Source organism: Halalkalibacter oceani, from assembly GCF_023715605.1.
GTDB lineage: Bacteria > Bacillota > Bacilli > Bacillales > Bacillaceae_D > Halalkalibacter > Halalkalibacter oceani.
Map to the genome: position 1 here is coordinate 486,409 of NZ_JAMBOL010000001.1, position 13,413 is coordinate 499,821.

Annotated in this window: 13 protein-coding genes; 9 read left to right on the plus strand and 4 right to left on the minus strand. The window is 48.6% G+C overall.

The features are described 5' to 3' along the window. Positions 1-245: 245 nt before the first annotated feature. Positions 246-1,526, plus strand: a complete 1,281-nt coding sequence (locus M3202_RS02440) for a molybdopterin molybdotransferase MoeA (protein ID WP_251221807.1) — start codon at positions 246-248, stop codon at positions 1,524-1,526. Beyond that, positions 1,490-2,011 (plus strand): molybdopterin-guanine dinucleotide biosynthesis protein B, encoded by a 522-nt coding sequence (gene mobB / locus M3202_RS02445; protein ID WP_251221766.1) that lies wholly within the window; start codon positions 1,490-1,492, stop codon positions 2,009-2,011. Before M3202_RS02440 ends, mobB begins: the two co-directional genes overlap by 37 nt. Before the next feature lie 104 nt (positions 2,012-2,115). On the opposite strand, the gene M3202_RS02450 is transcribed toward mobB, so the two are convergent. Continuing rightward, positions 2,116-2,343, minus strand: a complete 228-nt coding sequence (locus M3202_RS02450) for a group-specific protein (protein WP_251221767.1) — start codon at positions 2,341-2,343, stop codon at positions 2,116-2,118. Between the two features lie 227 nt (positions 2,344-2,570). Further along, positions 2,571-3,359: a formate dehydrogenase accessory sulfurtransferase FdhD gene (gene fdhD / locus M3202_RS02455; RefSeq protein WP_390189873.1), complete on the minus strand. Its 789-nt coding sequence runs from the start codon at positions 3,357-3,359 to the stop codon at positions 2,571-2,573. A 439-nt stretch (positions 3,360-3,798) separates the two neighbouring features. Between fdhD and M3202_RS02460 the strand changes: the two genes are divergently transcribed. The 5 genes from M3202_RS02460 to M3202_RS02480 all read left to right on the plus strand — a co-directional run bounded on the left by M3202_RS02460 (position 3,799) and on the right by M3202_RS02480 (position 9,261). Beyond that, positions 3,799-5,058 carry an L-lactate MFS transporter gene (locus M3202_RS02460; protein WP_251194338.1) on the plus strand — a complete coding sequence of 420 codons (1,260 nt, stop codon included), beginning with the start codon at positions 3,799-3,801 and terminating at the stop codon, positions 5,056-5,058. A 67-nt stretch (positions 5,059-5,125) separates the two neighbouring features. Next, positions 5,126-5,488: a Na-translocating system protein MpsC family protein gene (locus M3202_RS02465; RefSeq protein WP_251194337.1), complete on the plus strand. Its 363-nt coding sequence runs from the start codon at positions 5,126-5,128 to the stop codon at positions 5,486-5,488. Between the two features lie 128 nt (positions 5,489-5,616). Then, complete coding sequence (locus tag M3202_RS02470) at positions 5,617-7,977, plus strand: FdhF/YdeP family oxidoreductase (protein WP_251221769.1); 2,361 nt, start codon at positions 5,617-5,619, stop codon at positions 7,975-7,977. A 232-nt stretch (positions 7,978-8,209) separates the two neighbouring features. After that, complete coding sequence (locus M3202_RS02475; RefSeq protein WP_251221770.1) at positions 8,210-8,761, plus strand: phosphatidylglycerophosphatase A family protein; 552 nt, start codon at positions 8,210-8,212, stop codon at positions 8,759-8,761. Between the two features lie 314 nt (positions 8,762-9,075). Further along, on the plus strand, positions 9,076-9,261 hold the full coding sequence (locus tag M3202_RS02480; RefSeq protein ID WP_251221771.1) for a hypothetical protein: 186 nt from the start codon (positions 9,076-9,078) through the stop codon (positions 9,259-9,261). 85 nt (positions 9,262-9,346) lie between these two features. Here M3202_RS02480 and M3202_RS02485 read toward each other — a convergent pair whose 3' ends face one another. Next, positions 9,347-9,667 carry a helix-turn-helix domain-containing protein gene (locus tag M3202_RS02485; protein WP_251221772.1) on the minus strand — a complete coding sequence of 107 codons (321 nt, stop codon included), beginning with the start codon at positions 9,665-9,667 and terminating at the stop codon, positions 9,347-9,349. A gap of 162 nt (positions 9,668-9,829) precedes the next feature. Here M3202_RS02485 and M3202_RS02490 point away from each other — a divergent pair, with 162 nt between their 5' ends. Continuing rightward, on the plus strand, positions 9,830-10,039 hold the full coding sequence (locus tag M3202_RS02490; protein ID WP_251221773.1) for a helix-turn-helix domain-containing protein: 210 nt from the start codon (positions 9,830-9,832) through the stop codon (positions 10,037-10,039). Between the two features lie 220 nt (positions 10,040-10,259). Here M3202_RS02490 and fumC read toward each other — a convergent pair whose 3' ends face one another. Further along, the gene (gene fumC, locus M3202_RS02495; protein WP_251221774.1) at positions 10,260-11,651 is read right to left on the minus strand and encodes a class II fumarate hydratase; all 1,392 of its coding nucleotides are present in this window, start codon (positions 11,649-11,651) and stop codon (positions 10,260-10,262) included. Positions 11,652-12,093: 442 nt separating this feature from the next. On the opposite strand from fumC, the gene M3202_RS02500 reads away from it, so the two are divergent. Continuing rightward, the gene (locus M3202_RS02500; RefSeq protein WP_251221775.1) at positions 12,094-13,314 is read left to right on the plus strand and encodes a NupC/NupG family nucleoside CNT transporter; all 1,221 of its coding nucleotides are present in this window, start codon (positions 12,094-12,096) and stop codon (positions 13,312-13,314) included. The last annotated feature ends 99 nt before the right edge of the window (positions 13,315-13,413 follow it).

Genomic DNA, 13,413 nt, shown 5'->3' on the forward strand with positions numbered 1-13,413 from the left:
TGATAGTGGCTCTGCCGGTTACACAGCCCTGTGAAATAGAGCCGCTTCAGATTGTCTCCAATGAAAAACTTCGACACTTTCTGACAATCGCGAACAAGGTAACAGATCCAATTTCCATTCTACCTAATTCCAGTAAAGATTGCTACAATTGAGAGACTGCCGAGAGATTGTCCTTGCATTGTCTTGTTCATCTATGAAATTATAGAGCTAGCAATTTTCAATACATAAAGGACGGAGTGAGCATGATGGTTGAAAAGAGAACACCGGTCCCGGTAGGGGAGGCTGTGCATCGCCTGAGCACGCAGAATGTGTCTGGAAAAACAGAGTTAATTCCGCTTGAACAGTCCTTCGGCAGAATTCTGGCTGAAGATATTTACGCTTCTCACGATGTGCCTGCCTTTGATCGCTCACCTTATGACGGCTTTGCCGTGCGGGCCGCGGACACGCAAAATGCGAGCCAGGACGAGCCGGTTCGTTTCAAAGTGGTCGGTGAAATTGGCGCCGGTTCGCTTTTTACAGGAGAAGTGAAACCGCTTCAAGCCGTGCGAATTATGACCGGAGCACCGATTCCCGCCGGCTGCGACGCCGTCGTGATGCTCGAGCTGACGAAGGAAATAAGCCGGGACGAAATCGAGATTAAGCGCGCATTCCCGCAAGGCGCCAATATTTCCCGGCAGGGGGAAGACACGAAGAAAGGGACGGTGCTCGTCAGACGAGGGATGACGATCAATCCGGGCGCCGTCGCTTTGCTTGCGACTTTTGGCTACAGGCATGTTAAGGTTGCCGTGAAACCGCTCATCGGCATTTTGGCGACAGGAAGTGAACTGGTCGATGTCGACGAGCCTCTTACTCCGGGAAAAATCCGTAACTCCAATGCCTATATGCTGATCGCCCAAATCGAACGGGCCGGCGGAAAGGCGGTGTATTTCGGCAAGCTTGATGATGAGTTTGAAGCCTGTTTGAAAGCGGTAAAGCAGGCGCTGACTGAGGTTGATTTCCTCGTCATCTCCGGTGGTGTGTCGGTCGGCGATTACGATTATGTGCCGGCGATTTTGCAGGAAATTAAAGCATCCGTGCTATTTAACAAGGTCGGGATGAGACCGGGAAGTGTGACAACGGCGGCGACGGTTGGGGAAAAGCTGATTTTCGGACTGTCGGGCAATCCGTCTGCCTGCTATGTCGGCTTTGAGCTCTTTGTCCGGCCGATGATCCGCAAAGCATTATTAGCTGACAAGCTTCATTTGCGCAAAGTTCAGGCGGTGCTCGGTACTGATTTTCCAAAGCCGAACCCGTTTATGCGCTTTGTCCGCGCCCGGCTGTCCCATCAGGCGGAAAAACTGGTCGCGGCTCCTTCCGGCAAAGACAAATCAGGGATTGTCAGTTCGTTGGGGGAAACCGATTGCTTCATTGTGCTTCCGAGCGGGACACGCGGATACGAAAAAGGGATGGTTGTCGATGTGCTGTTACTCGAAGACGACGAGGGGAGTGAATGGCCGTGGAACGACATCGTCCGATCTTACAAGTAGTCGGCTTTCAAAATAGCGGCAAGACGACTCTCGCGGAAAAGCTAATCAAAACAGGAATTGAACTTGGGTTGGACGTAGCAACGATTAAGCATCACGGCCACAATACGCCGCAAAAACCAGAAGCCGGCCTGAAGGATAGTGAGCGGCACAGGCAGGCGGGTGCAGCGATTACGGCAGTGGAAGGCGGCGGCTCCCTGCAACTTCATATCCAGAACCAAAGCTGGTCTCTGGACGGGATTCTCGCTCTTTACGAGCAGTTTTCCCCCGATTTGATTGTCGTGGAAGGCTACAAAAAAGCCCCTTATCCAAAACTTGTTCTGCTTCGGGGCGAAGAGGATCTGGAGCTAGTACAGGAGCTGACGAATGTCCGGGCGGTCATTACGTGGCAACGATTGCAGCTTGGGCCAAAGCCATATCCTGTTTTTTCGCTGGAAGAGGCGGATCGACAGCTCGCTTCATTCATTCATTTCGTTCTGCCAACATAAAAGAGCCCGTGTCAAAAGGTTGATTTTCACCTAATGACGCGGGCTTTGTGCAGAGCCGCTGCTGGATATGTCATCTTACCTTAAATCCAGCTTCTGTTCAGGCCTTAAGAAACAAGCTTCTCCAGCTTTTCATTCCGCTCCTGCTGCTCCTCAGCCGAAGCGAGGTCGTATTTTTTTAAGAGATGAAACAGTTCATTCAGCTCAGGCTGGGTTGGTTCTACGGCGAGAAAGGCGGCGCTTTGCTGATAAAGCTCGTTTGGCAAAAACGGCTTTTGCGTTTCCAGTTTTTTTCGCACATCTTCTGGCGGGTGATCCAGTTTACATGAACTCATTTGTCGGTTCCTCCTTTAGTTTAAGTGGATTTCATAAAAAGAATATAACGGCTCGCAGGACGCTTACCGAGCTTAGACAAAACTCGGTAGCATACAGTAGCAATGGCTTCGCTCGCCACAAGTCCGTTATGAGAAACCCACTCATAACGGACTTTAAAAGATCGTGGCGGCTCCGCTCTTTGCTTAGAGGATGGGCAAAATGGTAAAAACAACCTTTTTGCCCATCCTCATAAAATAATCCGTTCGGGCTTTGAATAAATGTTAAAGGACGTGCCGCGGATAAAGCCGACAGCCGTAATGTTTAAGTCTTCAGCGAGGCGGATTGCCAGGTCGGTCGGCGCTGATTTGGACAGAACGATGCCGACGCCGATTTTGGCGGCTTTTGTCAAAATCTCAGAGGAAATTCGACCGCTGAAAACGAGAATTTTGTCCTTGACGGGGATGCCGTTCAGGAGGGAATACCCGTACAGCTTGTCGAGCGCATTGTGGCGGCCGATGTCGGAGCGGCTGACGAGCAGCTCTTCCGTTGAACAGAGCGCCGCATTATGAACGCCGCCGGTGTTCTGAAAGACAAGGCTGTCGGCTTGCATGCGTTTCATTAAGCTGAGACACTGTGCGGCGGTGACGGTCGTCGTGACCATCGATGTTTTCGCGGTACGGACATCATTTTGGAAATAAAACTGACGGCTTTTGCCGCAGCAGGAGCCGATAAAGCGCTTTGAAAAGGACTGCTGGTTGATGAAGTCGTCCTTATAAAGCTCGACATACGCAAAGCCTTGATCGCGGTCAATCGTCATATCCTTGATCTCTTTTCTGAAACGTATCACTCCTTCAGAGGCCAGAAAGCCGAGCACCAATTCATCAAGATTCTCCGGGCTGCAGACCATTGTCGCAAATTCCACCTGGTTAATAAAAATCGTTAACGGAAATTCGACCGCGATTTCATCGACACAGGACGTAAATGTATTGTCCTTATACTTCACAATCTCTTCCTTCAAGCTTAATGACTCTGTCAACATGTTCCCTCCTCCTTTTCTCCCATCTGTTGCGTTTATGACTATCATATAACCACACTCTTTGGCAACTGACAAGAGGAAAGAAACTGTTATTTGAGAATAAAAAAAGTTGAACTGACAAATACCGCTTGAAAGAAGCGTCCTTTGTTGTAAGCGATTAAATTGGCTCAGGTTAGCAATTTTTTGAAATTTGTATGAGAAAAGATATTGAAAAGAAGCAAGAAACACGTTATGATTGAATAGAATTCAATAAATTGTAACATTTAATGATCGAGGCAGCGACCCTGTCGTCGGTGTTAAGTGTTGTAATGAAAGCGATTACTATTGGTGCGAAAGTAGCGAATCCTGCTTGAGACTAATCGTCGTGCTTCTTAAAGGAATCTGTCTGTTCCTTTGAGCGAGTCACGGCGATTTTTATTTTGATCAGAAAAAAGGAGAGATGAAGATGGGGGAAGGGAAAAAAGTAAAAAATCGTTGGTTAATCGCGCTCGCTGCTGTGGGGATTCATATTTCAATCGGGTCGGTTTATGCGTGGAGCGTGTTCACGAACCCGATTATCGAGCAGCACGGCTGGGATTTAAGCGCCGTTTCGTTGACATTCAGTATCGCCATCGCTTTTCTCGGCTTGTCAGCAGCTTTTATGGGTCATTTTGTTGAGAAGTACGGGCCGCGCGTTTCCGGCTTAGTGGCGGCGACTTTTTTTGGAATTGGACTTGTCGGGGCCGGTTTTGCCATTTCGATCGATTCCCTGATTCTGCTATACATAACGTATGGAGCACTCGGCGGGATCGGCCTGGGGGTCGGCTATATTACACCTGTTTCGACGCTGGTCAAATGGTTCCCGGACCGACGCGGGCTTGCGACGGGGCTTGCCATTATGGGCTTCGGCTTTGCGGCGATGATTGCCAGTCCGATCATGGCCAGTCTGATTCAGTCAGTCGGAATCGCCAACACGTTTTTCACATTAGGCATTGCCTATTTCGTCATTATGTTTGCCTCGGCATTATACATTGAGCGCCCGCCAGCAGGGTATATGGAAGAGGTGGAAACGGGTGAGAAGCGTGTCAGCACAGATCTTTCTCAGCTGACTGCCAACGAAGCGGTGAAAACGAGACGGTTTTGGTATTTATGGCTGATGCTCTTTATCAATGTTACCTGTGGGATTGCGATTTTGTCCGTTGCCTCGCCGATGGCGCAGGAAATTGCCGGCCTGTCCGCCGCAGCCGCTGCGACGATGGTTGGGATTATGGGCGTCTTCAATGGTTTCGGCCGTATCGGCTGGGCCTCGATTTCCGACTATCTTGGACGCGCCAATGTGTATACGCTGTTCTTTTTGATCCAGATCGTTTCCTTTTTTGCCTTGCCGAGCATTACCCATGCCGTATTGTTCCAAGTCGTATTGTTTTTAATCCTGACTTGCTATGGCGGGGGATTCGCCTCAATTCCGGCCTACATCGGTGATCTGTTTGGCACGAAGCAGCTTGGAGCGATACATGGCTATATTCTCACCGCCTGGGCGGGAGCTGGTCTGGTTGGCCCGATCCTTGCTTCATGGATTCGGGAAACGACAAACAGCTATGCCGGCACATTGTATATTTTCGGCTTTATGTTTATTGTGGCATTGGTTGTCTCCCTTGTCATTCGCATTGATATTAAGCAGCTTAAGAAAAAGAATGCTGTGACGAATTTAGCAAGCTAGTTTATTGACATTTTCATGGCGGCATTCTACTCTTTTAAGAGAGAACATGTAAACGAGGGCCACAGACATGAATAAATACGAAGCGGAATTCAGTAATTTAGTCCGTTCCTTTCGCAAAAAGCATATGGGAAAGGGACCGAGTCAAATTAATACGACATTTTGTAAGAATTGGGCGATTTGCGAAATGCAGGGGAACCTTTCTCCGGTAGAGAAATTCATTGCGACCGCCGACGAAGGCAAGCAAATGCTGCGTGCGGCGCGTACGGAAATGGTGAAAGAGATGTATCGCAAAAACCGTCCTGTTGAAATGGAGGAGTTTTTGCAGGCGAAGTTTGTTGATTTATTTGTCGATATTGATATTGAACGCGATTTTGGCATGTCGATCTTCGTATTTGATGATAATATAGAAGAGAAGTTTTCAAAAAAATAATTGGTTTGGCACTTAGTAGCGCACCTGCAAAAGACTCAACCACCGTCTACCCTTACCTGGATTCTGGCAAGGAGAAGCGGTGGTTTTTTGCGAGAATGACTGAAAATGCAAGAAGGAGTGATCTGTTTATGGGGAAAACAAAGCATTCAGGACCGATCAAACTGCCGCATACGCCGGCACCGAAGCTGTGGGCAAGCAAGGTACCATTCGGCTTAGGAAAGGTTAAGCCGAAGCATATTCGCGATACGATGAAGGTCGTCTGGAATAATCGAGATAATTTGCAATATGCGAAGAACATTATTACAAAAGGGGTCTGTGACGGCTGTGCCCTTGGCGTTGCTGGGCTGTATGATCAGACGCTGGCCGGGCCGCATCTTTGCACGACCCGTTTAAATGTGCTGCGGCTCAATACGATGCCGGCGATGAAGGAAGAGATTGTCCACGCTGATATTGATGAGTTGCGCAAGTATTCGAGCGCCGAGCTGCGCGAGCTGGGACGAATTCCGTATCCGCTCATCCGTCGCCCGGGCGAGCGTCGCTTTTCGCGAATTGAGTGGGATGAAGCGATGGACCTCATTGCTGATAAAATGAAGAAGCTCGATCCGAAAAACTACGCCTTCTATTTAACGGCGCGAGGCATTACGAATGAATCCTATTATGTCGCTGCCAAGGTAGCGAGATTTCTTGGAACGAACCATATTGACAATGCGTCGCGGATTTGTCACTCACCATCGAAAACAGCGCTTAAGCGCTCGCTCGGCATCGGGGCCTCAAGCTGTAACTACAAAGACTGGATCGGTTCAGATGTGATCGTCTTCTGGGGTTCGGTCGCAGCGAATAATCAGCCGGTGTCGACGAAATACATGTACGCGGCGAAACGAAAAGGAACGAAAATCATTTGCATTAACCCGTACCGCGAACCATCGATGGAGAAATACTGGATTCCGTCCATTGGCGAGTCGGCTTTATTTGGCACAAAGCTCGCGGATGATTTTTACCAGGTGAATATTGGCGGAGATATTGCCTTTATGCACGGGATTATGAAGCATTGGTTTGAGATGGAAGCAGCAGAACCGGGTTCAGCGATTGACCATGCTTTCGTGGAGGCTCATGTCAATGGCTATGAGGAACTAAAGGCGAAGGTCGCCGAGCAGTCCTGGGAAGCGATTGTTGCCTCTTCCGGGGTAACACAGGAAAGAATCGCGGAGCTGGCTGAGCTGCTTGCCAAGAGCAAGTCTGGGGTGTTTGTCTGGTCAATGGGACTGACAATGCACACCTTCGCTTCAGATAATATTTCCCAGGTGGCAAACCTTGCTTTGCTGCGCGGATTTTTAGGCAGAGAACATTGCGGTGTCATGCCGATCCGCGGTCATTCCGGCGTTCAGGGAAGCGGTGAGATGGGCGCTGATCCGTTCGTGCTTCCGGGAGGGGACTTTGAACCGGCCAATATCGAGCGAATCGAAAAGCTTTGGAAATTTGAACTGCCGAAATGGCAGGGTGATGTAATCGGCGTATCGCTTGAAAATATTTTACTGCCTGAAGACCATGAGCGGAAAATCAAGCTGTATTATTTATCGGGTGGTAATTTCCTTGAAACGATGCCTGATCCTGTCTTTGTTGAAAAAGCATTATCCGAGCTTGAAATCCGCGTCCATCAGGATATTATTTTTAATACGTCGACGCTCGTCGACGCGAAGGAGGCTGTCATTGTTCTTCCGGCGAAAACGCGCTATGAACAGGATGGCGGGGGTACGTCAACCTCAACGGAACGAATGGTCTACTTTTCTCCGCCGATTGATGGAAACAAACAGATGATTGAAGAAGCACGTTCCGAGTGGAAAATTTATCTTGATCTTGCGAAGCGGGTCAGACCGGAAGATGCCGAGTTGATCGACTTTGCGGACGGTCAGGCGATCCGCGACGAAATTGCTTTGGCGAATCCAAATTATGATGGCATTCAGCATTTAAAGGAGCAGGGTGATGTGTTCCAATGGGGAGGAGCCTGGCTCTGTGAGGACGGCGTTTGTCCGACACCGGACGGCAAAGGAAATTTAATCGCTGTCGACATTCCCGACTTGAACAAAACAGCCGGTGATTTTTATATCACAACAAGACGAGGCAAGCAATTTAACTCAATGGTGTACAGCGAGAATGATCCGAATAATGATGCGGATCGCTACGACGTGCTCATGAATGCGGAGGACGCGAAGGATTTAAGCATCACAGAACGGGAAAATATCGTCGTCTACAACCAGTACGGTGTGTTCAGCGGCAAGGCGCGTTTTATCGACATTGCCCGAGGCAATATTGAATTGTATTTCCCTGAAGGAAACTTCTTGTTGCCAAAAGGTGTGTACGAGGATCTGGCGAAAATCCCGAGCTACAACATCGCCGTCAAGGTTGAAAAAGCCGAGCGCTTTAACGCCCGCAAAGATGTCAGCTACCTCGAAAGAAGAATAGAAGATTTAGAAGAGACAGCAGAAGGCTGATGAACAGCAGGATCGGGATGCTTGTGGCAGAACCATCCTGACCGTTTCAAGTAGAAGGACAAAAAAGCCAACGATCCATAGGCTGGGACAAAAGGTTGTTTTTTTACCTTTTTCCCAGCCTTGTCGATGTAGTTTATTTTTATCTTAAATAGGCGAGAAGACTTCTTTTTTCCTGTTACCAGACGGGTGAGGGCGGGTATGGTAAAATAAGATAGATAGAGGAGGGAAATCAATGAAGAAACCAGTGCCATGCGAAGCAGTAGAGAAAGCCGCACGAGAGAAGTTAACAGAACGGGGCGTCACCGTCCAGGATATTGCGAATATTGTGTATGATCTGCAAGTGAAATATAATCCCGAATTAACGATCGAGGAATGCTACGAAAGCGCAGATGCCGTTCTTCGCAAACGCGAAATTCAGCATGCGATCCTCGTTGGGGTTGAATTGGATACATTGGCTGAACAAAAGAAGCTGTCCGAGCCGCTGCAATCGCTCGTCGAATCAGATGAAGGCTTGTTCGGTGTAGATGAGACGATCGCGCTCGGTTCGGTATTTGGCTTCGGCAGCATCGCTGTGACGACATTCGGCTATCTTGACAAGGAAAAGGTCGGAATCATTGATGAACTGGACAAGCGGAAACCGAAAATTGATACGTTCCTTGACGATCTTGTCGCAAGTATCGCGGCGAGCGCCGCAGCCAGACTGGCCCACCGCCAGCGCGATCGTGAAGAGAACCGCCGCCTGGAGGATATCAAGCAACGGGAAAACGAAGAATTAATTGGATAAAAGGGAAAAGAGAGAGCCCGGGTCAACAGGTGATTTTTCACCTGGCCCGGGCTTAAAGCATGAGATGTTTTTATCTCAAGCCCGGTTTCTGGCCAAGCCTTATATCTGAACAGCGCGATCCTTTTCTGATCATTAACATTTGCTTAAAAAAGAGAATAATTTGTAAAAAAGCTGAAAATAAATATAATTATAATCAGTGCACCATCATAGCTGTAAGCTGTTAATGAAATTCCAGTATAATACCATTATCTCTACCTGATATATTCACAAATGACAAGCAGAACAACGAAAAAGTGGAAAGGAAAGGGCCGGATATGAAGAAATTGCCGAAGTGGGTCTATTATAAGCAAGTGTTTCAATCGAAGTTTCAGGCAGGCTGCGTCAAAGCGAAAATCGAAGACAACTGGATCAATGGCTACGAAATCGGGCCGGTCGTCGAAATTAAAAAGCTGAAAACAAATCGCTATGTCGTGCGCTATACGTATGATGAACTAACGTAAGCAAATCATTTCTATTACTATAACCAAGGCCAACGGCTTCGGGGATGTCCTAAAGGTCATGATCAGACCTGCTCGGACATCCCCGTTATTGTTTCGCGCGATATTTTCGAAAGACAGCCAGTGATTCTTTCAAGTAGTTAATCTCTTCATCGGTGATCGTATCAGAATAAAAAAGCTTAAGCTCTTCTGGATGCTCTAATGGTGCCGGATTGTCTGTTCGGCCTATTAAATAATCTGTCGAGCTGTGAAAAAAGTCCGCCAGCTTTTGCAATGTTTCCATATCCGGCTTGCGATTGCCATTTTCATACCCAGAAATCGTTGATGGTGCGACATTTAGTTGTTTTCCTAGCGCCTTCATCGTTAATCCATGCTTTAATCGCAATGCTCGCAGGCGTTGTGAAAACATGCTAACTCCCTCATTTCCGTGCATTCTGCTTCTATTATACTTTGCGTAATGCAAGCAGTCAGCATCTAACGAAAATTTACGCGAAATGAATTGACGATTATGCAATATGCGTTGTAAAATCATAACAGAATATGTAGAAATTCTTCAAAAGGGTGTGATGGGATGAGCTTAGCGAAAAAAGCGCGAATAAAGATGGGATACAGCTTAGATCAGGCAGCCCAGAAAATTGGAATTTCAGCAGGGTACCTTTCACAAATTGAAAATGGCCAGCGGCATATTAGTGCCGATAGAGCGGAACAAATTGCTCATATCTACAATAGTGAATGCGAAGAAATCTTTGTAGCAACTCGCTTTGCCCGCCGAGAAAAGTAAAGCTTCAGACTGGGTCATCGTCATAGAGAGAAAGACGAAAAAAGAGCTTGAGACAAAACTAGCTTTGGACCTACTGGCAATGGCTTCACACGCCAAAAGCCCGTTGTGAGTGGGTTTCTCACAACGGGCTTTAAAAGATCGTGGCGGTTCTGCTCATTGCTTAGAGACTGGGCAAAAGGTAAAAACAACCTTTTGTCCCAGCCTCCGGTTGTAGGGGCCTTTACTCTTTCTTCGGAAAGGCCATCGCTTTAGGATCAATGAACTGGTCAAATTGTTCTTCGGTCAGATGTCCGCTGCGAATGGCAGCTTCCTTTAAGGTAAGACCTTCTTTAAAGGCAAGCTTGGCAATTTCCGCGGCCCGCTCGTAGCCGATATGTGGATTCAAAGCAGTTACGAGCATCAGCGAGTTGTGAAGATGCTCCTTAATGACCGGCTCATTTGCTTCGAGACCGAGCAGCGTCCGGTCGTGGAAGCTTTTGATCGCGTCGGCAAGCAGCCGGATCGACTGGAGTGTATTGTAAATAATGACCGGCTTAAACACATTTAATTGGAAATGCCCCTGACTGGCGGCGAAGCCAATCGTCGCGTCATTTCCGAAAACTTGAGCAGCGACCATCGTCAGCGCTTCGCTCTGGGTCGGATTGACTTTCCCTGGCATGATGGAGCTTCCCGGTTCATTGGCCGGGATCGTAATCTCTCCAATACCGGAGCGCGGGCCGCTTGCGAGCAGCCGGACATCGTTGGCGATTTTAAAGAAATCAGCCGCTGTCGCCTTTAACGCTCCGTGAAAATAAACAAGCTCATCATGACTTGTCAGCGCATGGAAGTAATTTGGCGACGCGGTAAAAGGAAGCGCGAGTTCTTCGGCAAGCTTTGCTGCGACCTGTTGGCCGAAGCGCCGGCGGGCGTTGATTCCGGTACCGACGGCGGTGCCGCCAATCGCTAATGGATAAAGATGCTTCAGCCCTTCCTCGATCAATTCTTCACTTTTCTCAGCCATTCTCAACCATCCGCTTATTTCCTGACCGAGCGTCAGCGGGGTCGCATCCTGCATGTGGGTGCGTCCCATTTTCACGATCTCCCAAAATGTCTCTGCTTTTTGCGCCAGCGTTTGGCGGCATTCCTGAAGGACGGGCAGTAATTGTTCGGTAGTCGCAAGTGCTGCCGCAATATGCATCGCAGTCGGAAACGTATCGTTTGAGCTTTGCGAATGATTAAGATCATCATTTGGATGGACTTTTTCGGCAGAGCCTTGTTTTTCCAACAGTTCGTTTGCTACGCGGGCCAACACTTCATTGACATTCATATTCGTTTGCGTGCCGCTTCCCGTCTGCCAGACAGCGAGGGGGAAGTGATCGGCCAATTCACCACGCAGCACGCGTTCGGCGGCGGCAATAATCGCGTCTGCCTTCTCCTTCGCCATATCGCCGTTTTGCTGATTGACGAAGGCGGCGGCCTTTTTAATATGAGCGTAGGCCCGAATGACCTCCTGCGGCATTTTTTCTTCGCCGATAGCAAAGTTTGTTAAGCTTCGCTCTGTTTGTGCGCCCCACAGGCGGTCGGCCGGGACATGAACCTCACCTAACGTATCTCGTTCCACTCTTGTTTTCATCGTAGCACCTCTGTTTCATTTACAATTTTTTAGGGAACGGAACAATGATGCAGTCAACGTATCCTTATCTATTTTTCGTTGTCTCTACGAGTCTCATTCACGGATTCGCGAAGAAATAAACCCTATTTACTTTTAAAATTAAGCTTGTTATAGTTTACGGAGAAGTAAGACGTCTGACATTAAAAATTACAAAGCAGCTTTGAAAATGTTCGGGCTAAGGCGAGGAAAGACGTTGGCTTTGCGCGTTACGCAGCTGTCTGAAAGAAACCAGTTTACCTCCATCAAACGGCTTACGGGCTGCTTCCAAGAAGAGGTGCTCCGCTCATGACTGAGTGGGTATCTTTTCGCAAAATGGTGCATGCTAGTAGGAAAGTGGACAAATTGGATGACTCGAATGGTTGGTGCTTCGCGTCGATACATATTGAAATTGAGGTGAATGAAGATGAATATTTTATGGGGCCTGATGGGTGTTGTCGCGGTGTTCGCTGTCGCTTTTGCTCTTTCCGCGAACCGGCGGGTGATCCGCTTGCGCACCGTACTTGGCGGCTTGGCGATCCAAATGCTGTTTGCTTTGCTTATTTTGAAAACATACTGGGGGCAGGAGCTGCTGCAAGGGCTGACGAATATGGTGCAGTGGGTGATCAATTCGGCCAATGAAGGCATTCAGTTTGTCTTTGGCGGTTTTTTTGAAGAAGGAACCGGAATTGAGTATGTGTTTGCAATCAATGTACTCTCCGTCGTGATATTTTTCTCGGCTTTGATTTCTGTGTTGTATTATTTAGGTATTATGCAATGGATTATTAAGATCATCGGAGGGGGTCTTTCCTGGCTGCTCGGTACATCGAAAACCGAGTCGATGTCGGCCGCGGCCAATATTTTCGTCGGTCAGACCGAAGCGCCGCTCGTCGTGAAACCGTATTTAAGTAAAATGACGGAATCCGAACTGTTCGCGGTCATGACAGGAGGGCTCGCTTCAGTTGCCGGTTCGGTGTTAATCGGCTATTCGCTGCTCGGTGTACCGCTGGAATACTTGCTGGCTGCAAGCTTCATGGCGGCGCCGGCCGGCTTGATTATGGCGAAAATGATCGTGCCGGAAGTGGCGAAAACAACCGATGTCGACAGTGAATTTACATTAACAAAGGACGAAGAGTCGGCCAATGTGATCGATGCGGCGGCGCGCGGGGCGAGCACCGGCTTGACACTAGCCCTCAATATCGGAGCGATGCTGCTCGCCTTCGTCGCTCTCATTGCGTTAATTAATGGAATTCTCGCTTTTGTCGGCGGCTTGTTCCAATTTGAACAGCTCTCGCTTGAACTGATACTGGGCTTTCTTTTCGCACCGCTTGCCTTTGTGATCGGCGTGCCATGGAGTGAGGCTGTCGTCGCCGGCGGATTTATCGGGCAAAAGCTCGTGCTGAATGAATTTGTCGCTTATTTATCGTTCAGTGAAACGATTGATCAATTAAGTGACAAAGCGGTGCTGGTGATCAGCTTTGCCCTGTGTGGCTTCGCCAACCTGTCCTCGCTCGGCATCCTGCTTGGCGGTTTAGGTAAGCTGGCACCGGATCGGCGTCCGGACATTGCCAAGCTCGGCTTGCGCGCGGTGGCGTCCGGAATGCTCGCTTCCTTATTAAGCGCGGCGATTGCCGGAATGATGATGTAATGCTGTCTCAATGAAAGAGGAGGAGACAAAATTGAATTTGACTGATCGGCGATCACGCTCATTGTTTAGCGGCGGGGCCAAAGGTGAAAAAAATGAACC